The organism is Streptomyces sp. NPDC058864, assembly GCF_042742985.1.
In the GTDB taxonomy this organism is placed as follows: Bacteria; Actinomycetota; Actinomycetes; order Streptomycetales; family Streptomycetaceae; genus Actinacidiphila.
The window spans coordinates 42,377-65,611 of record NZ_JBHYMQ010000002.1 but is presented as its reverse complement, the minus strand read 5'-3'; the positions used below and the strand labels follow the sequence as shown (position 1 = coordinate 65,611).

General features: G+C 72.6%; 17 protein-coding genes and 1 pseudogene. 10 read left to right on the top strand and 8 right to left on the bottom strand.

Annotation, left to right across the window (positions count from 1 at the left end):
- Positions 1–75: 75 nt before the first annotated feature.
- The 5 genes and pseudogenes from leuS to ACFW3D_RS01930 all read left to right on the top strand — a co-directional run.
- Positions 76–2,943, top strand: a complete 2,868-nt coding sequence (gene leuS / locus ACFW3D_RS01950) for a leucine--tRNA ligase (RefSeq protein WP_500500282.1) — start codon at positions 76–78, stop codon at positions 2,941–2,943.
- 197 nt (positions 2,944–3,140) lie between these two features.
- Positions 3,141–3,797: a hypothetical protein gene (locus ACFW3D_RS01945; RefSeq protein WP_500500281.1), complete on the top strand. Its 657-nt coding sequence runs from the start codon at positions 3,141–3,143 to the stop codon at positions 3,795–3,797.
- Between the two features lie 102 nt (positions 3,798–3,899).
- Complete coding sequence (locus tag ACFW3D_RS01940) at positions 3,900–4,745, top strand: DegV family protein (protein WP_500500280.1); 846 nt, start codon at positions 3,900–3,902, stop codon at positions 4,743–4,745.
- Between the two features lie 247 nt (positions 4,746–4,992).
- A complete protein-coding gene (locus ACFW3D_RS01935) occupies positions 4,993–5,835 on the top strand; it encodes a ComEA family DNA-binding protein (RefSeq protein ID WP_500500705.1) in 843 nt (280 codons plus the stop codon).
- Positions 5,836–5,858: 23 nt separating this feature from the next.
- Positions 5,859–8,282 (top strand): annotated as a pseudogene (locus ACFW3D_RS01930) (ComEC/Rec2 family competence protein); the annotation flags it as partial.
- Positions 8,283–8,384: 102 nt separating this feature from the next.
- On the opposite strand, the gene ACFW3D_RS01925 reads toward ACFW3D_RS01930, so the two are convergent.
- From ACFW3D_RS01925 to ACFW3D_RS01915, 3 genes are all read right to left on the bottom strand, one after another.
- On the bottom strand, positions 8,385–9,806 hold the full coding sequence (locus ACFW3D_RS01925; RefSeq protein ID WP_500500279.1) for an APC family permease: 1,422 nt from the start codon (positions 9,804–9,806) through the stop codon (positions 8,385–8,387).
- A gap of 215 nt (positions 9,807–10,021) precedes the next feature.
- Positions 10,022–10,465 carry a pyridoxamine 5'-phosphate oxidase family protein gene (locus ACFW3D_RS01920; protein WP_500500278.1) on the bottom strand — a complete coding sequence of 148 codons (444 nt, stop codon included), beginning with the start codon at positions 10,463–10,465 and terminating at the stop codon, positions 10,022–10,024.
- A 136-nt stretch (positions 10,466–10,601) separates the two neighbouring features.
- Positions 10,602–11,000, bottom strand: coding sequence for a RidA family protein (locus ACFW3D_RS01915; RefSeq protein WP_500500277.1), 399 nt, complete (start codon positions 10,998–11,000; stop codon positions 10,602–10,604).
- Between the two features lie 198 nt (positions 11,001–11,198).
- On the opposite strand from ACFW3D_RS01915, the gene ACFW3D_RS01910 reads away from it, so the two are divergent.
- Positions 11,199–11,465, top strand: a complete 267-nt coding sequence (locus tag ACFW3D_RS01910; RefSeq protein ID WP_500500275.1) for a GlsB/YeaQ/YmgE family stress response membrane protein — start codon at positions 11,199–11,201, stop codon at positions 11,463–11,465.
- Here ACFW3D_RS01910 and ACFW3D_RS01905 read toward each other — a convergent pair.
- Both ACFW3D_RS01905 and ACFW3D_RS01900 read right to left on the bottom strand, forming a co-directional pair.
- On the bottom strand, positions 11,428–12,858 hold the full coding sequence (locus ACFW3D_RS01905) for a hypothetical protein (protein WP_500500274.1): 1,431 nt from the start codon (positions 12,856–12,858) through the stop codon (positions 11,428–11,430). The genes ACFW3D_RS01910 and ACFW3D_RS01905 overlap by 38 nt on opposite strands.
- Positions 12,859–12,861: 3 nt before the next feature.
- Positions 12,862–13,107: a hypothetical protein gene (locus ACFW3D_RS01900; RefSeq protein ID WP_500500273.1), complete on the bottom strand. Its 246-nt coding sequence runs from the start codon at positions 13,105–13,107 to the stop codon at positions 12,862–12,864.
- Between the two features lie 40 nt (positions 13,108–13,147).
- Between ACFW3D_RS01900 and holA the strand changes: the two genes are divergently transcribed.
- Positions 13,148–14,131, top strand: a complete 984-nt coding sequence (gene holA, locus ACFW3D_RS01895; protein ID WP_500500272.1) for a DNA polymerase III subunit delta — start codon at positions 13,148–13,150, stop codon at positions 14,129–14,131.
- A 184-nt stretch (positions 14,132–14,315) separates the two neighbouring features.
- Here the strand turns inward: holA and rpsT are convergent, their stop codons facing one another.
- Positions 14,316–14,582: a 30S ribosomal protein S20 gene (rpsT, locus tag ACFW3D_RS01890; RefSeq protein ID WP_319133817.1), complete on the bottom strand. Its 267-nt coding sequence runs from the start codon at positions 14,580–14,582 to the stop codon at positions 14,316–14,318.
- 236 nt (positions 14,583–14,818) lie between these two features.
- Between rpsT and lepA the strand changes: the two genes are divergently transcribed.
- The 3 genes from lepA (at position 14,819) to ACFW3D_RS01875 (ending at position 19,256) form a co-directional block, all read left to right on the top strand.
- The gene (gene lepA / locus ACFW3D_RS01885) at positions 14,819–16,684 is read left to right on the top strand and encodes a translation elongation factor 4 (RefSeq protein WP_500500271.1); all 1,866 of its coding nucleotides are present in this window, start codon (positions 14,819–14,821) and stop codon (positions 16,682–16,684) included.
- Positions 16,685–16,886: 202 nt separating this feature from the next.
- Positions 16,887–17,144 carry a hypothetical protein gene (locus ACFW3D_RS01880; protein ID WP_018556619.1) on the top strand — a complete coding sequence of 86 codons (258 nt, stop codon included), beginning with the start codon at positions 16,887–16,889 and terminating at the stop codon, positions 17,142–17,144.
- Between the two features lie 234 nt (positions 17,145–17,378).
- Complete coding sequence (locus ACFW3D_RS01875; protein WP_500500270.1) at positions 17,379–19,256, top strand: AMP-dependent synthetase/ligase; 1,878 nt, start codon at positions 17,379–17,381, stop codon at positions 19,254–19,256.
- Between the two features lie 14 nt (positions 19,257–19,270).
- On the opposite strand, the gene ACFW3D_RS01870 is transcribed toward ACFW3D_RS01875, so the two are convergent.
- Complete coding sequence (locus ACFW3D_RS01870) at positions 19,271–19,810, bottom strand: response regulator (protein ID WP_500500703.1); 540 nt, start codon at positions 19,808–19,810, stop codon at positions 19,271–19,273.
- A 56-nt stretch (positions 19,811–19,866) separates the two neighbouring features.
- A partial coding sequence (locus tag ACFW3D_RS01865) for a HAMP domain-containing protein (RefSeq protein ID WP_500500268.1) occupies positions 19,867–23,235 on the bottom strand: 3,369 nt, incomplete at its 5' end.

The window sequence follows — 23,235 nt, the reverse complement described above, 5'->3', positions numbered from 1 at the left end:
CGCGGTTCCGCAGGCAGATGTCCGTACGGCGGCCGGGCCGCAGGCCGTCATGACAGCGATGGAGTACGAAGGACGATGAGCGAGACCACCCCCGCCGCGGAGGCGGCTGCGCCCCACCGCTACACGGCCGCCCTGGCCGCCGACATCGAGAGCCGCTGGCAGGACTTCTGGGAGCAGAACCAGACCTTCGCCGCCCCGAACCCCACCGGTGACCTGGCCGGGGACGGCGAGCTGGCCAAGCCGAAGAAGTTCATCATGGACATGTTCCCGTACCCCTCGGGCACGGGACTGCACGTCGGTCACCCCCTGGGCTACATCGCCACCGACGTCTTCGCCCGCTTCCAGCGGATGACCGGCCACAACGTGCTGCACACCCTGGGCTTCGACGCCTTCGGCCTGCCCGCCGAGCAGCATGCCGTGGCGACCGGCGAGCACCCCCGGGTCACCACCGAGGCCGCCATGAACAACATGCGGTCGCAGCTGCGCCGGCTGGGTCTGGGCCACGACAAGCGCCGGTCGTTCGCCACGATCGACCCGGACTACTACAAGTGGACCCAGTGGATCTTCCTGCAGATCTTCAACTCCTGGTACGACGAGCAGGCCGGCCGCGCCCGCCCGATCGCGGAGCTGGTCGAGCAGTTCGAGAAGGGTGAGCGGCCCACGCCCGGTGGAGGGCGCCCCTGGGCCGAGCTGACCCCCGCCGAGCGCGACGTCGTGCTGGGCGGGTACCGCCTGGCGTACGCCTCGGAGTCCCCGGTCAACTGGTGCCCCGGCCTGGGCACCGTGCTGGCCAACGAGGAGGTCACCGCCGACGGCCGCTCCGAGCGCGGGAACTTCCCCGTCTTCAAGGCCAAGCTGCGCCAGTGGATGATGCGCATCACCGCCTACTCGGACCGCCTGCTGTCCGACCTGGACGCGCTGGACTGGCCAGAGGCGATCAAGCTGCAGCAGCGCAACTGGATCGGCCGCTCCGAGGGCGCCAAGGTCGACTTCGCGGTCGACGTCCACGATGACCGGGCAGCCACCCCGGTCACCGTCTTCACCACGCGCCCGGACACCCTGTTCGGCGCCACCTACATGGTGCTGGCCCCGGAGCACCCGCTGGTCGACACCGTGGTGCCGGCCGCCTGGCCGGAGGGCACCAAGGACGCCTGGACCGGCGGCGCGGCCACCCCGGCCCAGGCCGTCGCGGAGTACCGCAAGCAGGCCCAGGCCAAGTCGGACGTCGAGCGGCAGACCGAGGGCAAGAACAAGACCGGCGTCTTCAGCGGCGCGTTCGCCGTGAACCCGCTGACCGGCGCCCGCATCCCGGTCTTCGTCGCCGACTACGTCCTGATGGGCTACGGCACCGGCGCCATCATGGCCGTCCCCGGCCAGGACGAGCGCGACTGGGAGTTCGCCACCGTCTTCGACCTGCCCATCATCCGCACCGTCCGGCCGCCCGAGGGCTGGGAGGGCGAGGCGTACACCGGCCAGGGCCCGGCGATCAACTCCGCCAACGACGAGATCGACCTGAACGGCCTGGAGGTCGCCGACGCCAAGCGCAAGGTCATCGCGTACCTGGAGCAGCGCGGCATCGGCGAGGGCACCATCAACTACCGCCTGCGCGACTGGCTGTTCAGCCGTCAGCGGTACTGGGGCGAGCCCTTCCCGATCGTCTACGACGAGGACGGCGTGGCCCACCCGCTGCCCGAGTCGATGCTGCCGCTGGAGCTGCCCGAGGTCGAGGACTACTCCCCGCGCACCTTCGACCCGGACGACGCGGACACCGAGCCCGAGACCCCGCTGTCCCGCAACGCCGAGTGGGTCCACGTCGAGCTGGACCTGGGTGACGGCCGGGGCGTGCGCCCGTACCGCCGCGAGACCAACACCATGCCCAACTGGGCCGGTTCCTGCTGGTACGAGCTGCGCTACCTGGACCCGCACAACGACCGGGAGCTGGTCGACCCCGAGATCGAGCGGTACTGGATGGGCCCCCGCGAGGGGCAGCCGCACGGCGGCGTCGACCTGTACGTCGGCGGTGCCGAGCACGCGGTGCTGCACCTGCTGTACGCGCGCTTCTGGTCCAAGGTGCTGTTCGACCTGGGGCACGTCTCGTCCGCCGAGCCGTTCCACAAGCTGTTCAACCAGGGCATGATCCAGGCGTACGTCTACCGCGACAGCCGCGGCTTCCCCGTCCCGGCGGCCGAGGTCGAGGAGAGGGACGGCGGCTACTGGTACGGCGGCGAGCAGGTCAAGCGCGAGCTGGGCAAGATGGGCAAGTCCCTGAAGAACGCCGTCACCCCGGACGAGATCGCCGCCGAGTACGGCGCGGACACCCTGCGCCTGTACGAGATGGCGATGGGCCCGCTGGACGTCTCCCGTCCGTGGGACACCCGCGCCGTCGTCGGTCAGTACCGGCTGCTGCAGCGGCTGTGGCGCAACGTCGTGGACGAGACGACCGGCGAGGTCACGGTGACCGGCGCCGAGGCGGACGAGGACACCCTGCGCGCCCTGCACAAGGCGATCGACGGCGTCCGCCAGGACCTGGAGGGCCTGCGCTTCAACACCGCCATCGCCAAGATCACCGAGCTGAACAACCACCTGACCAAGGCGGGCGGCCCGGTGCCGCGCTCGGTGGCCGAGCCCCTGGTGCTGCTGATCGCGCCGCTGGCCCCGCACATCGCCGAGGAGCTGTGGCGGCGGCTGGGGCACGACGGGTCCCTGGCGCACGAGGACCTGCCGGTGGCCGACCCGGCGTACGTGGTGGACGAGTCCGTCACCTGCGTCGTCCAGATCAAGGGCAAGATCAAGGCCCGTCTGGAGGTGCCGCCGACGATCTCCGACGCCGACCTGGAGGCCCAGGCCCTGGCCGACCCGGCGGTCGTCGCCGCGCTGGACGGCGCGGGGGTCCGCAAGGTGATCGTGCGGGCGCCGAAGCTGGTGAACATCGTTCCGGCGTGAGGGCGTGAGGGCGTCACGGCCCTGGTGGGCCTGACGGCCGTCCGATCGCCCAACCGGCGCAAGTCGGTGTAAGGGGCGGGTAAGGGTTCTCCCGGAACCCTGGCCCGCCCCCGTCCGTTTACGGTGGACGAGCAAGCAGCAGGTCGAGCAGAGCGGGCCGGTCGGACGGACCGGGCCGACCGGGCAGAGGAGCCGCCGTGGATGTCGCCGTCGCCGTGATCCTGCTGCTCTTCGCCTCTTTCATGGCGCTGGGCGTCGTCGCCGCGGTCAAGACCGCACGGGCGGTCAAGCGCGGGGTGGAGCGCACCGGCATCGAGGCCCGCCGGGTGGTCGAGGAGACCGGCCTGAAGGCCCGCCGCTACAGCCGGCCCGGGCCCGCCGGGAAGCTCGCCGAGCTGCGCCTGGCGCTGCGTACGTCCGTCACGAGCACGGGCGAGGCGCTGGAGGGACAGGCCGCCGTCGACCCGTCGCTGAGCGAGGCCGTCGCCCTGCTCGGCCGGTTGCGCTCCCACGCGCAGGAGCTCGACGCGGAGCTGAGGCTGCTGGAGCGCGAGCCCGACCGGGCCCGTATCGCCGCCCGGATCGGTGAGCTGGAGGAGCGCACCCGGCGCATCACCCACTCCGCGGACTCGCTGCGCTGGGCCGCCCAGGACCGCGCCCGCCGCTTCGCCGACGACGACCTGGCGGCGCTGGGCCGCGACATCGACCTGGAGGCCGGGGCGTTGCGGCACTGGGCGCCCGCGGCGCTCCCGGAACCGGAGCCGGGACCCGCACCGGAACCGCACATTCAGCCGGGGACGCGGCGCGAGCGGACCTCCGAGCCCGGCGCCGGGCAGCCGCCCAAGGCGCTGTGACGGGCCGGGCACGGCCGGGGCGGGTCGTGGGGACGTTCACCCGGGTTCACCTCGGCGGAGCCGTACTGTCGCCCGGCCTTCGGCGCGGGTAACCTCCCGCACATGTCGTCCCATGTCGCTATCGTCACCGATTCCACGGCCTACCTGCCGCAGGAGGCCCTGACCCGGCACCGGATCACCGTGGTGCCCCTGGCGGTGGTGATCGGCGACGAAGCGCTGGAGGAGGGCACCGAGGTGTCGGCGCCCGCGGTCGCCCGCGCCCTTCAGCGGCGCAAGCCCGTCACCACCTCGCGGCCGAGCCCGGAGGAATTCGCCGCCGCCTACCGCGCGGTGGCAGGGTCGGGCGCGACCGAGATCGTCTCCCTGCACCTGTCGGCCGAGTTCTCCGGCACCTACGACGCCGCGCTGCTCGCGGGGGCGGACGCGCCGGTGCCGGTGCGCGTGGTGGACACCGCCATGGTCGCGATGGCTCTCGGGTTCCCGGTGCTGAGCGCCGCCGAGGCGGCGGAGGCGGGGGGTTCCGCGGACGAGATCGTGGCGGCCGCGGAGAAGCGGGCCTCGGACACGTCGGCGTACTTCTACGTGGACACCCTGGACTACCTGCGCCGGGGCGGCCGCATCGGCGCGGCGCAGGCGCTGCTCGGGTCGGCGCTCGCCGTGAAGCCGCTGCTGCAACTGGACGAGGGCCGCATCCAGCTGCTGGAGAAGGTCCGTACGGCCTCCAAGGCGCTGGCGCGGCTGGAGGAGATCGTCGTCGAGCGGGCGGGCACGCGGCAGGTGGACATCGCCGTCCACCACTTGGCCGCCGCGGACCGCGCCTCCGCCCTGGCGGAGCGGCTGCGGGCCCGGGTCCCCGGGCTCAACACCCTCATCCTCAGCGAGGTCGGCGCGGTGATCGGCGCCCACACCGGGCCCGGGCTGCTGGGGGCGGTCGTCTCCCCGCTGTGACGTCTTTCGGGTGACGGGGTTATCCACAACCTGGGGATTGTCCACAGGAGTTGAGCAAGATCATCTTGTTGGCGGCGGTCCGCCTACCGTCCCTGACATGGGATCGACCACCGCAACTCCTCGCCATCGCAGGTATCCGTCCGCAACCGTGACCACGGCCGCAACCGCACCGGCGCGGTCGGCCGCGGTCCGGGAACGGGCCGCCGCGCTCTTCGAACGTCCGCCGACGCGTCCCGCGCGAGGCGGTGTGCCGGAGCCGCCGGAGCGACTGGAGCCGCCGGAGCGACGGGAGCCGTCCGGGCGGCCGGGGCCACGGGAACGGCCGGGGCCACGGGAACGGCCGGGGCCACGGGAACGCGGCGAGCGGCCGGCCGCGCCGGATCCGCCGGGGCGCAGCGTCGGGGGCGGCTGGCGTCTCGCCCTCACCGAGCGCCTCCCCACGTGGTTCTCCGTCCGGTGCGGCATCGAGGCGAAGACCGCGGCCGCTCTCGTCGTCGTGCTCCTCGTCGCCCTGGCCTTCGCGGTGCACCACTTCCTGACCGGCCGGCCGCACACCGTCGCGGTGCCCCCGGTCGCCGCGGCGCTGCCTGCCGCTGCCGAGGCGCCGGCCGCCGCCCGGGCATCCGCCGCGGCCGGGCCGCGGGCGCCGGGCCCCGCGCCGGGGGCGAAACCGGTGCTGGTCGTGGACGTCGCGGGCAAGGTCAGGAAGCCGGGGTTGCGCCGGCTGCCCGCGGGATCCCGCGTGGCGGACGCCGTGGCCGCCGCCGGGGGAGCGCTGCCCGGCACGGACACCAGTGCCCTGAACCTGGCCCGACTGCTCGCCGACGGCGAGCAGATCGTCGTCGGCCGCCCCGCCCCGCCGCCCGGCGCCGGGGTCCCGGGGACCGCCGTCGCGAGCGGTCCGGTCAGCCTCAACGCCGCCACCGCCGAGCAGTTGGACGCCCTGCCCGGAGTGGGGCCCGTGCTCGCCCGGCACATCATCGACTACCGCGGGCAGCACGGCGGTTTCACCTCCGTCGAGCAACTGCGCGACGTCAACGGCATCGGTGACCGCCGGTTCTCCGATCTCAAGCCACTGGTCGTCCCGTGAGCGCGCCCGTGTCCCGCCCGGCGGTGCACGCGGCGGCCGCCTCACCCCGGGGCGCGTCGAATCCGCGCCAGGAGGGCCCGCCCGATCTGCGTCTGGTGGCGCCCGCCCTCGCGGCATGGCTCGCCGCGGGCGTCGCCCTCGCCGCGCCTGGCCGAGCCGTGGCGTGGGCGTGCGCGGTGGTCGTCCTGGCGGCGTCGGCGGCGCTCGTACGCCGGTGGGCGACGGCGGTCACGGTGGCGCTCTGCGCGGCGGCGTCCGCGGCGGTTGCGGGTCTGCACGCCGCTGACCTGCACCGCGGCCCGGTGCCCGCCCTGGCGGCCGAACACGCCCACGCGAGGGTCGCGTTGCGGCTGACCGCGGATCCCCGGCTGGTCCGCCCGCAGGTGAGCGGGGCCGTCCGGGCCCCGGAGGCGGTGCTGGTGGAGGCCGAGGCGGTACGCGTGGCGGCGAAGGGCACGACGACCGCCGTCCGCACACCGGTCCTGCTGATCGCCCGGCAACCGGCCCGCGCGTGGCTGACGTTGCTGCCGGGGACGCGGGTCGACGCGGATGCCCGGCTCGCCCCGGCGGCGGGCCCGGGCGACCGGATCGCCGCGGTGCTGTCGGTCCGCGGCCCGCCCCGTGTCACCGAACCGCCGGGCCGTGCGCAACGGGTGGCCGGCGCACTCCGCGCGGGGCTGCGCGAGGCCACCGAGGGGCTGCCGCCCGACGCCCGGGCCCTACTTCCCGGGCTGGTCGTCGGCGACACGTCCCGTGTCCCGGTGGAGCTGCACGACGCCTTCGAGGCCACCGATCTGACGCATCTGACCGCGGTCAGCGGTTCCAACCTCTCCCTGGTGCTGATCCTGCTGATCGGTCCGCCCGGTCTCGCCCTGCGCGCCGAACGCGGCGGCCTGGCACCCCGGCTGGCCCTCCCGCTCCGCGTGACGGCCGTGCTCGGGGGAGCGCTCACCGTGGCCTTCGTCGTCGTGTGCCGGCCGGACCCGAGCGTGCTGCGCGCGGCCGCCTGCGGTCTGATCACCCTGCTGGCCATCGGCACGGGCCGCCGCCGCAGCCTCCTGCCCGCGCTGTGCGGGGCCGCCCTCCTGCTGCTCCTCCACGACCCTTGGCTCGCCCGCTCGTACGGCTTCGCGCTGTCCGTGCTGGCCACCGGTGCGCTGCTCGTCCTCGCCCCGCGCTGGAGCGCCGCCCTGCGCCACCGGCGGGTGCCGCCGCGGCTCGCGGAGGTCCTGGCCGCGGCGGCCGCCGCGCAGGCGGTCTGCGCCCCCGTGGTGGCGGTGCTGGCCGCCCACGTCAGCCTGGTCGCCGTCCCCTGCAACCTGCTGGCGGAACTCGCGGTGGGCCCCGCCACCGTCCTCGGTTTCGCCGCCCTGGCCGCGGCGCCGTTCGCCATGCCCGCCGCCAAGGCCCTCGCCTGGGTGGCGGCCTGGCCGGCCGGCTGGATCGCCGCGGTGGCCCGGCGCGGTGCCGCCCTGCCAGGGGCGACGCTCGACTGGCCCGGCACCTGGGCGGGCGCCCTGGCGCTGGCCGCCGTCACCGTGGTGGTGGTCGCGGCCGGACGTCACCTTTTGCGCCGTCCCTGGCTGTGTGCCGCCGCCGCGCTGCTGCTCGTCCTGGCGGTCGTTCGTCCGGTGCCGCTGCCCCGCTCGGTGACGGGCTGGCCGCCACTTGCCTGGCGGCTGGTGGCCTGTGACGTCGGCCAGGGCGACGCGCTGGTGCTCTCCGCGGGCGACGGCGCGGCCGTCGTGGTGGATACCGGTCCGGAGCCGCGGCTCGTCGACCGGTGCCTGCGCTCCCTCGGGGTCACCGCGGTCCCGCTGCTCGTCCTCACCCACTTCCACGCCGACCATGTCGCAGGACTCCCCGGGGTCCTGCGCGGCCGCTCCGTGGGCGCCATCGAGACCACGACCCTCGACGAACCCGCCGACCAGGCCGCCTTCGTACGCCGGCAGGCGGCCGCCGCCCGCGTCCCCGTACTGCGCGCCGCGCCCGGGGAGCGCCGCCGCCTGGGCCCCCTGGACTGGCGCGTGCTGTGGCCCGCCGCACCCTCCCTCCTCGCGGGCGCCGGCGGCGCGACCCCGGAGGACGCCAACCCCAACGACGCCAGCGTCACCCTGCTGGTCCGCACGGCCGGGCTCACCCTGCTCCTCCTCGGGGACCTGGAGCCCGAAGCCCAGCGCGCGCTGCTGACCGCCGTCCCGGACCTGCCGCGCGTCGATGTCCTGAAGGTCGCCCACCACGGCTCCGCGTACCAGGACCCGGCGCTCCTGGCCCGGCTCCGGCCCCGTCTGGCGCTTGTGAGCTGCGGTGCGGGCAACCCGTACGGCCACCCGTCGCCCCGCACCCTCGCCGCGCTGCGCGCCCAGGGCACCACCGTCCTGCGCACCGACCGGGACGGTCCCGTCGCCGTCCTGGGCGACCGGCAGGACCTGCGGGCCGCCGCGGCCGGTGCCCCGCCCGAGGCGGAGCGGGCGGTCAGGGGACGGCGAAGGGCCCGTACCGGTGCACGACCGGTACGGGCCCCACGGGTGCCGGGGACGGGTGGCGGCTCAGACGCCCTGGAGGCCCATCTCCTCCTCGGGCACGGAGATCACCCAGCGGGTGCTCTGCCGCGGCCGGAGGTAGAAGAGCCAGTAGGCGAGCGAGGCGGCGACGATCACACCGGTGATCACCAGGTCCTTCGCGGTCTGCTGGGTCAGCACGTACGCCAGCACGACGACCAGCAGCAGCGGCACCGCGGGCCACAGCGGCATGCGCCAGGCCGCGCGCTCCCCGTGCCCGCCGCGGCGCGAGCCGAGGGCCGCGAGGGCGACGACGATGTACATCGCGGCGACCGCGACGCCGGTGACACCGCTCAGCGTCTCCACCGGGACGAAGCACAGCACCGCACCGGGCACACCCACCGCGAGCGTCGCGATCCACGGGGCGCCGAACCGCTTGCTCAGCGTGCCGAAGGCCCTGTTGACCGGCGCCGGCCAGGCCCGGTCCCGTGCGGAGGCGTAGAGCACCCGGGAGTTCTGGATCACCATCACGATGCCCGCGTTGATGATGGCCAGCGCGATGCAGAGGCTGATGAAGGTGCCGACCGCCGAGTTGCTCCAGCCCTGTACGAGCGCGGAGAGGTCGCCGGCCATCAGGGAGTTCATGTCGGGCGCGCCCAGCGTGATCGCGATCGTCGGCACGATCACCACCAGGGCGCCGATCCCGAGCGTCCACAGCACCGTCCGGGAGACCGTGCGCCGCGGGTTCTCCATCTCCTCGGACAGGTACACGGCCGTGCTGAAGCCCTGCAGCACGAAGAGCGCGATCGCCAGCCCGGCGATGATCGTCCCCGCCGTGACGGCCGAGCTCACCCCGTGGCCGGCCTCGGTCACCGGGTGGATCAGCACCGAGGCCGACCGGGAGGTGTGGGAGAAGCCGAGGAAGGCCACGACCCCCGCGGCGACGACCTCCAGCACCAGGAAGATGCCCGTGATCCAGGCGTTGGCGCGCAGGTCCAGCAGACCCATGACGGTGGCGAGCAGCATGACGGCGGCGCCCGCGATCTTCGGGTCGATCTGCATGATCGGCGCCAGGTACTCGCCGGTGCCGAGCGCGATGATCGGCGGCACGATCATCACGACGATCAGGGACAGCACGAACACGATCCATCCGGCCAGCCGCCCGATCAGGGTGCCGACCATCGCGTACTCGCCGCCCGCGCTCGGTATCAGCGTGCCGAGTTCCGAATAGCAGAAGGCCACCGCGATGCAGAGGACCGCCGCGACCACGATCGTCAGCGCGGTCCCGGTCCCCAGGTCGGCGAAGAGCGGGGGCACGATGACGAACAGCGAGGAGGCCGGGGTCAGGCACGACAGGGTCAGAAGCGTTCCGCCGACCACGCCGATCGACCTCTTGAGCGACTTCGGTGCCTCGATGGGCGGGGCGAGCGGCGAGTGCGGGGCCGTCGGCGGGTGGAGCGTGTCGGTCATGCGCGCATCCGATCGGGTCGGGCTTGAGGGGGCTACCGCCTCCGGTCCAGGGAAACACGAAACGGAATGTTCATTTCCGCTTCCGAGGATGAAACCGCGCCCGTCAAGCCCCCGTCAAGAGTCTTCGGACAACGAAATCCGAAGATCAACTGGCTCATGTCCGACGTAAAACCGGCAACTTAAGGATTCGCGCTGTGCATATCAGTGCTCTGAGATCAGAATAGCCACACCCCTTCCTTCATCAGGTCCCGGTCCCGCATCTCGGCCACCGTCCCCCACGCCTGCACCCATTGCGGCCGGATCGCGTAGAACGCGTACGAAGGTCCGTCAGTACGGGGGTCCCACGCGGCCTTCGCCGCGAAGGCGTCGCCGACGCCGTCCGGCAGCCCGGCGAACTCCACGACCCGTGCGGTGCCGTCGACGAGCACCACGTCCCTGGTGTGCCCCAGGCTCAGCCGCACCCGTCCCGAGGCCTCCAGGTTCCGCCCGGTGGGATTCGTCCTCCGGGTGGCGAGCCACACCTCCGTCCCGTCCCAGAAGAACGACAGCGGGACCAGGCACGGCACCCCCTCCCCGTCGGCCGTCGCCACCCACGCGTCCTCGTCGTCCCTGAGCCGGGCCATCGCCCCGGCGTGCCGCTCGCGCAGTGTTCGAGTCATGCGGGCGAAGCTATCCGGGTCCGGCGCGGTCGTCGTGGGTTCCCCGGAAGTGTCGCCATGGCGCATCGGTGCCGAGCGCCCCGAGGCGGTAGCCCTGCGCGTCCGCGCCGGCCGCGCCTGAACCGCCCGGCGCGGCTCAGGGCACCACCGCCGTCGCGGTGACCTCCACCAACTGGCCGGCGTACCCGAGACAGCCGACCCCGAGCAGCGTCGATGTGTGGGGCCCCTCGCTCAGACCGGAGGCCCGCACGACCTCCCAGACCCGCGTCAGTTCGGCGGGGTCGGTGCCCACGACGTACACCGTGCTGGCGACGACGTGCTCCGGGCCGCTGCCCACGGCCCGCAGGGCCTCGGCGAGGTTGACGAGAACCTGGTGTGCCTGGGCGACCGGATCGCCGGGCCCCACCAGGGCGCCCTGCGCGTCGAGCGGCACGGAGCCGGCCATGAAGGCGAGCCGCTGCCCGGCCTCGACGACCGCGGCGTGCGCGTAGCCGGGCGGCGGGAACAGGGTCGGGACGATCGTGCGGTGCACCACGGGGGCCTCCTGACGCGAACCGGCTGACCCGGCGATCCTGCAGAACCCCCGCCCCGGACGTCACCCGGTTTTCGCAGCTCGGGCCGCCGCCGCGGCGGAGCCGAGAGTTCGCTGAGAAGTGCAACCGCCGTGTCACGGCTTGCCCATGGCTCCGTCTCGGAACGCATGAAGGACGGAGGGCCGTGGCAGGTTGACGGCATGACCATCATCGGCTGGATCGTACTGGGCCTGATCGCGGGCGTCATCGCGAAGATACTGCTCCCCGGGAAGGACCCGGGCGGCGTCGTCGGGACGACGCTGATCGGCATCGCGGGCGCGGTGGTCGGCGGCTGGATCTCGGCGAAGTTCCTCGACCACCCCATCACCAAGGACTTCTACGACCTGCCCACGTGGGGCGCGGCCATAGGGGGCGCGCTCGTCCTCCTGATCATCTACCGCATCCTGTTCGGCGACTCCCGCCGCTGACCGCGGCCGCGGGCAGCAGCTGCACGTCGTCCCGGCGCACGGACAGGGCCTGCGAACGGTCCGGGTCCCACAGCCAGATCCAGTCCCCGGAGGCGCCGAAGGACAGCACGGCGTGGTCGGCCGGCACCGGGCCGTTCTCCACGGGGACGGGCCCGTCCCCGACGGGCACCACGCACATCAGGGTGCCCTGCATCCCGAAGTACGCCGCCGGCGCGTGCCCCCGCCGGGCGGCGGCCCCCGCGTCCCGGGCGGCTCGGTCCGCGTCGCGGGCGCCGGCGAGGAGCGCGGTGGCCCCGAAGGCCGCCGAGAGCAGCACGATGACGGCGACGAGGGCGAGGCGGTTGTCGCCCTTGGCGACGTGGACGTGCCGCAGCCAGCCCGCGACGGCCGTGAAGAACAGGACGAACCCCAGCGCGAGGCCCAGCGGTTCGGCAGCCGCCGCGTACGGCCACAGGTCCCCGGCGGAGCGCACGGAACCGGACGGGATGCCGAACCTGTCGAGATACAACGCCTGCATCAGCCGGCCGAGCCAGGTCACCAGCGACCACCCCACGGGCAGGGCGAGCGGCACGAGCCAGACCGCGTTGCGTGAGAACCACGAGTCGCGCAGGCCGAAGTACACCCCCGGCGCGCAGAAGAGGGCCACCGCCGCCAGGGGCCACCACAGCGGTCCCGCCCCCGCTTCGGAGGCCGCCCAGCCCAGCAGCCCCGCTGCGGCGGCGACGGCCACGCCGGGCAGCACCCGTACCCGGGACGCGGTACGGCGCGCCGCGGCCGCCTCCGCCTCCGTCTCGGGCGGCGCGGGCCGCAGTTCGTAGGCCTCGGCGGTGAACGCGGCGCCGCCCAGGGGACGTTCGGTGAGCTCCCGCTCGACCGCCTCCCGGGTGAGCCCGTCCGGCAGCCGCAGCAGCCGGTGCGCGCCGCGCCCGCCGCAGGCGGCCCGCCACCGGGCGAGCCGGGCGCGCCAGCCGGTGCCCGTTCCCGGGCGGCGGACCACCCGGTACTCGGTGCGCGGGTCCTCGGCCCTGAGCAGCAGGGCCGCGTCCCGGACCCACAGCCCGAGCTGGTGGGTCCTCGCCAGCCGTTCCACGGCCCCGCACGCCGCCCTCTCGGCCCGCCAGCGCGAGCCGCTCAGCCGTACCTCGACGACCAGCGCGACGCGGCTGCCGCCCGCCGTCGCCGGGGCGTCCGCGCGGTCGGCCCGGCGCACCGCCCAGCCCCGCGCCTCCATCAGCGCCCGGGCAAGGGAGAGTTCGTCGGGCTGGTCGACGGCCTCGACCAGGAGGCGTACGCGCTGGTTGAACGGGACGGCCGGGAGTGCCCCGGCCGTCCCCGGGCGCTCCGCCCCCGGCTCCTGCGGGCGACGGCGCTGGGCGGGAACGCGCGGCGGCACGGCCTAGTCCTCCTCCAGCCAGCCCTCGAACTCCTCCGCCAGGTCGTTCAGGGCGGTGGGGTCCAGTTCCTCGTCGTCGTCATTGATGACGACGAGCCACTGGGCGTCCTCGGCGTCGTCCTCGCCGGCGAGGGCGTCGCGGACGAGTTGGGGACGGTGGGGCAGGTCGAAGCGCTCGCTGGCTTCGTCGGCGGCCTCCTCCGCGGCATCGCGGTCGGGGAGGACGAGCACATGTCTGACGTCGGTCACCGGGACATTGTGTCGGACCCGCATGGGATGCTGGACCGCGATGGCCAGGAACAGTACGACAGACAGCCCGCTCGCCCCCGTGACGATCGCGGTGGGGCAGGAGGACCTGCTCCTCGACCGCGCGGTACGGGAGGTCGTGCAGGCGGCGCGCGCCGCCGACGCCGACACCGATGTGCGCGACCTCACGCCGGACGCGCTCCAGCCGGGCACCCTGGCGGAGCTCACCAGCCCCTCGCTCTTCTCCGAGCGCAAGGTCGTCGTCGTACGGAACGCGCAGGACCTGTCCGCGGACACCGTCAAGGACGTCAAGGCCTACCTGGACGCCCCCGTGGAGGAGATCACGCTCGTCCTGCTGCACGCGGGCGGCGCCAAGGGCAAGGGCCTGCTGGACGCGGCCCGCAAGGCCGGCGCGCGCGAGGTGGCCTGCCCGAAGATGACCAAGCCCGCCGACCGGCTGGCCTTCGTCCGGCAGGAGTTCCGCACGCTGGGCCGGTCCGCGACCCCCGAGGCCTGCCAGGCCCTGGTGGACGCCATCGGCAGCGACCTGCGGGAGCTGGCGAGTGCCTGCGCCCAGCTCACCGCCGACGTGGAGGGCGCGATCGACGCGGCGGTGGTCGCCCGTTACTACACGGGCCGGGCCGAGGCCACCGGCTTCGAGGTCGCCGACCTCGCGGTGACCGGCCGCGCCGCCGAGGCACTGGAGCGGCTGCGCTGGGCGATCGCGGTCGGCCAGCCGCTGCCCGGCATCACCTTCGCGCTGGCCTCGGGCGTCCGGGCCATCGGCAGGCTCGCCTCCGCCCCGCGCGGCGCGCGCCCCGCGGACCTGGCCCGTGAGCTGGGCATGCCGCCGTGGAAGATCGACCGTGTTCGCCAGCAGATGCGCGGCTGGTCCGGTGACGGCGTCTCCGCCGCCCTGCGCGCGGTCGCCGAGGCCGACGCCGCGGTCAAGGGCGGCGGCGCGGACCCGGCCTACGCGCTGGAGAAGGCGGTCGTCGCCGTCGCCCGGGCCGCGCGGGCGCGCTGACCCCGCGCGGCGGTACCCGCTCACGCCGAAGGGCCCCGTACCGGGGAGGTACGGGGCCCTTCGACGGGCCGCACCCGCGTGGCGAACGCAGGCCGCGTGCGGCCGGAAGATCAAGGGTGCCGGTGGAGGAGCGGGTGAGAGGGACCGCTGTGTCCTCGCCGACGGGTACTGCTACGGGAAGGTTTCAGCCCTGGAGGCCGGCCACCTTGAGCGCCAGCGCCGACTTCTTGTTGGCGGCCTGGTTCTTGTGGATGACGCCCTTGCTCACGGCCTTGTCGAGCTTCTTGGAGGCGAGGCGCGCGGCCTCGGTCGCCTTCTCGACGTCACCGGCGGCCACGGCCTCACGGGTGCGACGGATGGCGGTCTTGAGCTCGGACTTGACGGCCTTGTTGCGCAGGCGCGCCTTCTCGTTGGTCTTGTTGCGCTTGATCTGGGACTTGATGTTCGCCACGAAAGAGCCTTCTCAGGTTTGATCTGATGGGATCCGCGCCTCGGGTAGAGGGCACGAGACGCGACTGCCCAGGCTAGCAGTCGGCCCCCACACCGCCCAAACCGGCGGCCGGTGGCGGGTCTCCCGGCCCGTCCCGCGCCGCCCGGCATGGCCGCGGCCCCCGGCCATGGGACTATGGGAGCCATACGTATCGATCCGACCAGAGGCGACAGGCGCCTCAAGAGACAGGACCCTGCGTGCCCGCGACCCCTTCGAACGTGCCGGAGCCGAGCCGTACCGACCCGGCGCTGATCCGCAATTTCTGCATCATCGCGCACATCGACCACGGCAAGTCGACCCTTGCCGACCGGATGCTCCAGCTGACCGGTGTGGTGGATCAGCGGCAGATGCGCGCCCAATACCTCGACCGGATGGACATCGAGCGCGAGCGCGGCATCACGATCAAGTCCCAGGCGGTCCGTCTGCCCTGGGCGCCCACCGAGGGCGCCGGTCAGGGGAAGACCCACATCCTGAACATGATCGACACCCCGGGGCACGTGGACTTCACCTACGAGGTCTCCCGGTCGCTCGCGGCCTGCGAGGGCACGGTCCTGCTGGTCGACGCCGCCCAGGGCATCGAGGCGCAGACGCTGGCCAACCTCTACCTGGCGATGGAGAACGACCTCACCATCGTCCCGGTGCTGAACAAGATCGACCTGCCGGCCGCGCAGCCCGAGAAGTTCTCCGAGGAGCTGGCCAACCTCATCGGCTGCGACCCCTCCGACGTGCTGAAGGTCTCGGCCAAGACCGGCCTCGGCGTCGAGGCGCTGCTGGACCGCGTCGTGGAGACCGTCCCGGCGCCGGTCGGCGTCGCCGACGCGCCCGCCCGCGCGATGATCTTCGACTCGGTCTACGACTCCTACCGCGGTGTCGTCACCTACGTCCGGGTCGTCGACGGTCAGCTCAGCAAGCGCGAGCGCATCAGGATGATGTCCACCGGCGCGACCCACGAGCTGCTGGAGATCGGCACCAACTCGCCCGAGATGCTGCCGGCCGACGGCCTCGGCGTCGGCGAGGTGGGCTACCTGATCACGGGTGTGAAGGACGTCCGCCAGTCCAAGGTGGGTGACACGATCACCCAGCAGACCAAGGGCGCCACCGAGGCACTGGGCGGCTACAAGGACCCCAAGCCCATGGTGTTCTCCGGCCTGTACCCGCTGGACGGCTCGGACTACCCGGAGCTGCGCGACGCGCTGGACAAGCTGCAGCTCAACGACGCCGCGCTGGTCTACGAGCCGGAGACCTCCGCGGCCCTCGGCTTCGGCTTCCGCGTCGGCTTCCTCGGCCTGCTGCACCTGGACGTGATCCGCGAGCGGCTGGAGCGCGAGTTCGGCCTCGACCTGATCGCCACCGCCCCCAACGTGGTCTACCGCGTGGTGATGGAGGACGGCGCCGAGCACGTCGTCACCAACCCCAGCGAGTTCCCCGAGGGCAAGATCGCCGAGGTGTACGAGCCGGTGGTGCGGGCCACGATCCTGGCGCCCACGGAGTTCATCGGCGCGATCATGGAGCTCTGCCAGACCCGGCGAGGCTCCCTGCTGGGCATGGACTACCTCTCCGAGGACCGGGTGGAGATCCGCTACACCCTGCCGCTCGCCGAGATCGTCTTCGACTTCTTCGACCAGCTGAAGTCCAAGACCCGCGGCTACGCGTCGCTGGACTACGAGCCCACCGGCGAGCAGTCCTCCAGCCTGGTCAAGGTGGACATCCTGCTGCACGGCGACAAGGTCGACGCCTTCTCCGCGATCACGCACAAGGACAACGCCTACGCGTACGGCGTGCGTCTGGTGGCCAAGCTGCGCGAGCTCATCCCGCGGCAGAGCTTCGAGGTGCCGGTCCAGGCCGCCATCGGCTCGCGGGTGATCGCCCGCGAGACCATCCGCGCCATCCGCAAGGACGTCCTCGCCAAGTGCTACGGCGGTGACATCTCCCGCAAGCGGAAGCTGCTGGAGAAGCAGAAGGAGGGCAAGAAGCGGATGAAGATGGTCGGCTCCGTGGAGGTGCCGCAGGAGGCCTTCATCGCGGTGCTCTCCAGCGACGAGGGCGCGGCCAAGAAGAAGTAGCCGCCGAGGGCCGGCCGACACGGCCCGGCACGACGCACAGGGAGGGCGCTTGTCCGATTACCGGGCAGGCGCCCTTTCGTATGAGCGGTCCGGCATTCGGGTGATTGGCAAAAACCCCGGCCCGCGCGGTTTCTGCCGGGAGTTCACGACGTTACTCATCGTGACAGCGGCGAAAGGCGCCGCTGTGGAAGGGGAATGTGAAGTGAAGTACTCGAAGGCCGCGGCCGTCGTCGCCGGTTCCGTGATCGCGCTGGGCGCCGCCGGTGCCGCCGCGTCCCCCGCCTTCGCCGGGGAGGCCCTCCCGCTCGGCAACGGGCCGATGAAGATCCTGGACGCCAAGGACGAGGTCGCCAAGACCGGTCTGAAGGCGGTCACCGGCAAGACGGGCGAACTGCTCGGCGGTGCGGGCAAGACCGGGGGCACCAAGGGCATGATCGGCGGTCTGCCCATCGGCGGCTGAGCGCCGCGTTCCCCGCGGTGCCGCCGGCGGGTGGCCGGAGCGGTGGCCGGAAGGCGGGCTCCCCGGATTCCGGGAGGGCCCGCCGTTATGTGTATGTGCCATGTATTTGGTCGTCACGGTTGCATCGCGGTGGCTTCGGCCCCTTACCAAGCGGGCGCCGATTCCCTACTCTGATCACCACTCGGTGGTTACTCACGAGTCACCCAGCTAAGAGGCGGGCCTCCGGAGGTTGTCGTGACCGACACGCAGACTTTGATCGAGAACCGGCCGCCCTCCGTGGCGAGCCTGTTCCTGGAGCGCGTCGAGGCGACGCCCGATGCCGAGGCGTACCGCTTCCCGGTGGCGTCGGCGGACGGCGGTGCCGAGTCATGGAGGTCGCTCACCTGGAAGCAGGCCGCGGACCGGGTGCACGCGGTCGCCGCGGGCCTGATGGACCTGGGCGTACGTCCCGAGGAGCGGGTGGCCATCGCCTCCGCCACCCGGGTCGAGTGGATCCTGGCCGACCTCGGAGTGCTCTGCGCGGGCGCCGCCACCACCACCGTCTACCCGAGCACCAACGCCGACGAGACGGCCTTCATCCTGGCCGACTCCGGCAGCCGCGTGCTGATCGCCGAGAACGCCGTGCAGCTGGCCAAGGCCGTCGAGCGCCGCGCCGAGCTGCCCGAGCTGGCCCACGTCGTGGTCGTCGACGCCGAGGGGGCCGACCTCGGGGAGGACGGGTGGGCGCTCTCGCTGGCCCAGCTGGAGCAGCGCGGCAAGGTCTACCTGGAGAAGAACCCCGAGGCCGTCAGCAAGGCCGTGGGCGAGATCACCAAGGACCAACTGGCCACCCTCATCTACACCTCGGGCACGACCGGCCGTCCCAAGGGCGTACGGCTGCCGCACGACTGCTGGGCGTACATGGCCAGGGCGATCCAGGCGAACGGCCTGCTGGAGGCGGACGACGTCCAGTACCTCTGGCTGCCGCTTGCGCACGTCTTCGGCAAGGTGCTCACCGCCGGGCACATCACCATCGGTCACGTGACCGCGGTCGACGGCCGCGTCGACAAGATCATCGAGAACCTTCCGGTCGTGCAGCCCACCTACATGGCCGCCGTCCCGCGCATCTTCGAGAAGGTCTACAACGGCGTCGCCGCCAAGGCCCGCGCCGGCGGCGCCGCGAAGTACCGGATCTTCAAGTGGGCCGCCGAGGTCGCCCGCGAGTACGCCAAGGCCACCCAGGACAACCGCCGCCGCACCGGCAACGCGAGCGCCCCCTTCGGGCTCGCCGCCAAGCACGCGGTCGCCGACCGCCTGGTGTACGCCAAGCTCCGCGACGCCTTCGGCGGCAAGCTGCGCGCCTGCGTCTCGGGCTCCGCCGCCCTCTCCCCGGAGATCGGCTACTTCTTCTCCGGCGCCGGCATCCACATCCTGGAGGGCTACGGCCTGACCGAGTCCAGCGCCGCCAGTTTCGTCAACCCCGGCGAGGCCTACCGGACCGGCACGGTCGGCAAGCCGCTGCCCGGCACCGAGGTCCGCATCGCCGAGGACGGCGAGATCCTGCTGCGCGGCCCCGGCATCATGCAGGGCTACCACGGGCTGCCCGAGAAGACGGCCGAAGTGCTGGAGACGGACGGCTGGTTCCACACCGGTGACATCGGGGAGCTGTCCGCCGACGGCTACCTCACCATCACCGACCGCAAGAAGGACATCATCAAGAACTCCAACGGCAAGTACATCGCGCCGGCCGCGGTCGAGGGCCAGTTCAAGGCGGCCTGCCCGTTCATCAGCAACGTCCTGGTGATCGGCGCCGACCGCAACTTCTGCACCGCCCTGTTCGCCCTCGACGAGCCCACCATCCTCGGCTGGGCCAAGGAGAACGGCCTGGAGGGCAGGCCCTACGCGGAGGTCGTCGGCTCCGAGCCGGTGCGGGCGCTGATGGACGGCTACGTGCGGCGGGTCAACGAGGACCTGCAGCGCTGGCAGCAGATCAAGACCTTCCGTGTGCTGCCGCGCGACCTGGACGTCGAGCACGGCGACCTCACGCCGAGCCTGAAGCTCAAGCGGCCCGTCGTCGAGCGGGAGTTCAAGGACCTGATCGACGACATGTACGCCGGCACCCGGGAGAACTGAGCGGGCCGGGCGCCTCAGTCGCCCACCCGGGGGCCCGGCAGGTCCACGCCCCGCAGGGCGCGTTCCAGCCGGGCCACGCGCTGGGCGAGGGCGGTGACGTCCGGGCGGCCGTCGGCGGCGAGCTGCCGCTCGACGGCCGCCAGGCGCTGCTCGATCGCCTCCAGCCGGTCCCGGTCGCGCGCCAGCAGTCCCCGCAACTGGCGGGTCTTGTGGTGCAGTTCGAGGAAGACGGTCACCTTGGCGCGCAGCACCCAGGGGTCGAAGGGCTTGGTGAGGTAGTCCGCCGCGCCGGTGGCGTAGCCGCGGAAGGCGAAGGTGGTGTCCAGGTCGTTCCCGGTCAGGAAGATGATCGGGATGTCCTTGGTCTGGTCCAGGCGCTTGATGTTCGAGGCGGTCTCGAAGCCGTCCATGCCCGGCATCAGGACATCGAGCAGCACCACCGCGAACTCCTGGCGCAGCAGCGCCTTCATCGCCTCCTCCCCGGAACGGGCGCGGACCAGCGGCCGGTCGAGGTTGCCGAGGATGGCCTCCAGGGCGACCAGGTTGTCCTCCATGTCGTCGACGAGCAGGATGCCCGCCTTCCCCGCGGCCGTACCGGTGCCGCCCGTGGTCACGACGCGGGCCTCGCGGGGTCGTCGGAGCCGCCCGGGCCGCCGGGACCGGGACGGGCCCGTCCGCCGTCCAGCCCCGCCTCGGGGTCGAGCAGCAGGTGCGCCACGTGCAGCAGCCGGTCCACGTCCACCGGTTTGGGCACGTAGTCGTTGGCGCCGCAGGCGATCGAGCGCTCGCGGTCGCCCGGCATCGCCTTCGCCGTCAGGGCGATGATCGGCAGCGCGGCGAAGCGCGGGGTGCGGCGGATGGCCTCGATCGTCTCGTACCCGTCCATCTCGGGCATCATGATGTCCATCAGCACGAGGGCGACGTCGGGGTTCCGCTCCAGGGTCTCGATGCCCTCGCGGCCGTTCTCCGCGTACAGGACGGGCATCCCGATCCGGCCCAGGACATGGGTGAGGGCGAAGACGTTGCGGATGTCGTCGTCGACGATGAGCACGCGGTTGCCGGTCAGGACCCGGCCGGCGCGGCCGTCCCGCCACTCGTCGATCCGGTTCGAGGTGGGCCAGCCGTCGTCCGGCGCACCCGGGCCGGACGTGCGGCGCTCGGCGTCGTACGCCGCGCTCACGGGCACCGGACCGCCCTCGGACTCCACCGGGCCGCCCGCGGGCCCGTGCTGCGGCTCGGGCTCCCCGGCACCGCCGTGGCCCCCGTAGACCGCCGGGACGTAGAGCGTGAAGGTGCTGCCCCGGCCGGGCTCGCTCTCGGCGACGATGCGCCCGCCGAGCAGCCCCGCGATCTCCCGGCTGATGGACAGGCCCAGCCCGGTGCCGCCGTACTTGCGGTTGGTGGTGCCGTCGGCCTGCTGGAAGGCCTCGAAGATCACCGGGAGCTTGTCACGGGGGATGCCTATCCCGGTGTCCCGCACGGCGAAGGCGATCAGGTCGTCGGCACCCTCGCAGCGCGACACCCGCAGCTCGACCCGCCCCTGGGAGGTGAACTTGATCGCGTTGGAGAGCAGGTTGCGCAGCACCTGCTGCAGCCGCTGCTCGTCCGAGGACATCTCGCGCGGCACGTCCTCGCCCACCGTGACGTCGAAGGCGAGCCCGCGGTCCAGGGTGATCGGGCGGAAGGTGGCGTGCACGTAGTCCAGCAGCTTGATCAGCGGCAGCTTCTTGGGACGGACGTCCATCCGGCCCGCCTCGATCTTCGACAGGTCCAGGATGTCGTTGATCAGCTGCAGCAGGTCCGAGCCGGAGCGGTGGATCGTGGTGGCGAAGTGCACCTCCTGCTCCGACAGATGGCCGTCCGGGTTGTCCGCGAGCAGCCGGGCCAGGATCAGCAGCGAGTTGAGCGGGGTGCGCAGCTCGTGCGACATGTTGGCCAGGAACTCCGACTTGTACTGCGAGGAGGTGGCCAGCAGGGCCGCCTTCTCCTCCAGTTCGGCGTTGGAGCGCTGCAGCTCGCCCTGCTGCCGCTGGAGTTCGTCCGAGCGCTCCTGCAGCTGCTGGGCGAGCCGCTGGGACTCCGACAGCAGCGACTCCGTGCGGGAGTTGGCGATGATCGTGTTGATCGCCACACCGATGGTGCTGACGAACTGGTCGAAGAAGGCCAGGTGGACGTCGGAGAAGCGGGAGAAGGAGGCCAGCTCGATGACGCCGAGCAGCTCGTCCTCGAAGAGGATGGGGATGATCACGACGCTGGCCGGGGCGGCCTCGCCGAGACCCGAGGTGATGGTGATGTAGTCGGGCGGCGTCTCCTCCACGAGGATGCGCTTCTTCTCCATCGCCGCCTGCCGCACCAGCCCGTGGCCGGGCATGCCGGGGGTGTCCACCGTGGCGCCCTGCGCCGAGCCGTAACCGGCGATGAAGGCCAGCCCGCGCGGGGCCCGCTGCTGGGCGGTGCCGCTCCGGCAGGCGTCGGTCTCGGCGAGGAAGAACGCGCCGTACTGGGCGTTCACCAGCGGGGTCAGCTCGCGCAGGATGAGGTCGGCGACCTCCATCAGGTCGCGGTGCCCCTGCATCAGGCCGGCCAGGCGGGCCAGGTTGGACTCCAGCCAGTCCTTGGCGCGGGTGGTCTCACGGAGGTTGGCCACCATCAGGTTGACGTTGTTCTTCAGTTCCGCGACCTCGCCCTGCGCCTCGACGGCGATGCTGCGCGACATGTCGCCCTGGGCGACGGCCGAGGCCACCTCGGCGATGGCCCGCACCTGGGTGGTGAGGTTGGACGCCAGCTCGTTCACGCCCGTCGTCAGCCGCTTCCACGTGCCGTACACCCCCTCCACCCGGGCCTGGCCGCCCAGCTGGCCCTCGCTGCCGACCTCACGGGCGACCCGGGTCACCTCGGAGGAGAAGGACGACAGCGTGTCCACCATCGTGTTGATGGTCGTCTTCAGCTCCAGGATCTCGCCGCGCGCGTCCACGTCGATCTTCTTCGACAGGTCGCCCTGGGCGACGGCGGTGGCGACCTGGGCGATGTTCCTGACCTGGGAGGTCAGGTTGTCGGCCATGAAGTTGACGTTGTCGGTGAGGTCCTTCCAGACGCCGGAGACGCCGCGGACCTGGGCGCGGCCGCCGAGCCGGCCCTCGGTGCCGACCTCGCGGGCGACCCGGGTCACCTCGTCCGCGAATCCGCGGAGCTGGTCGACCATCGTGTTGATGGTGTCCTTGAGCTCCAGGATCTCGCCGCGGGCGTCGACCGTGATCTTCTTCGACAGGTCGCCGTTCGCCACCGACGTCGTCACCTGGGCGATGTTGCGGACCTGCGAGGTGAGGTTGGACGCCATGAAGTTGACGTTGTCGGTGAGGTCCTTCCAGACGCCGGAGACGCCGCGGACCTGGGCCTGACCGCCGAGGTTGCCCTCGGTGCCGACCTCGCGGGCGACGCGGGTCACCTCGTCCGCGAAGGCGGAGAGCTGGTCGACCATCGTGTTGATCGTCGACTTGAGCTCCAGGATCTCGCCCTTGGCCTCCACGGTGATGGTCTTGCCGAGATCGCCCTGGGCGACGGCGGTGGCGACCTGGGCGATGTTCCTGACCTGGGAGGTCAGGTTGTCGGCCATGAAGTTGACGTTGTCGGTGAGGTCCTTCCAGACGCCGGAGACGCCGCGGACCTGGGCGCGGCCGCCGAGCTGGCCCTCGGTGCCGACCTCGCGGGCCACCCGGGTCACCTCGTCCGCGAAGGCCGAGAGCTGGCCGACCATCGTGTTGATGGTCGACTTCAGCTGGAGGATCTCACCCTGCGCGTCGACCGTGATCTTCTGCGAGAGGTCTCCGTTGGCGACCGCCGTCGTGACCTGGGCGATGTTGCGGACCTGCGAGGTGAGGTTGGACGCCATGAAGTTGACGTTGTCGGTGAGGTCCTTCCAGACGCCGGAGACGCCGCGGACCTGGGCGCGGCCGCCGAGCTGGCCCTCGGTGCCGACCTC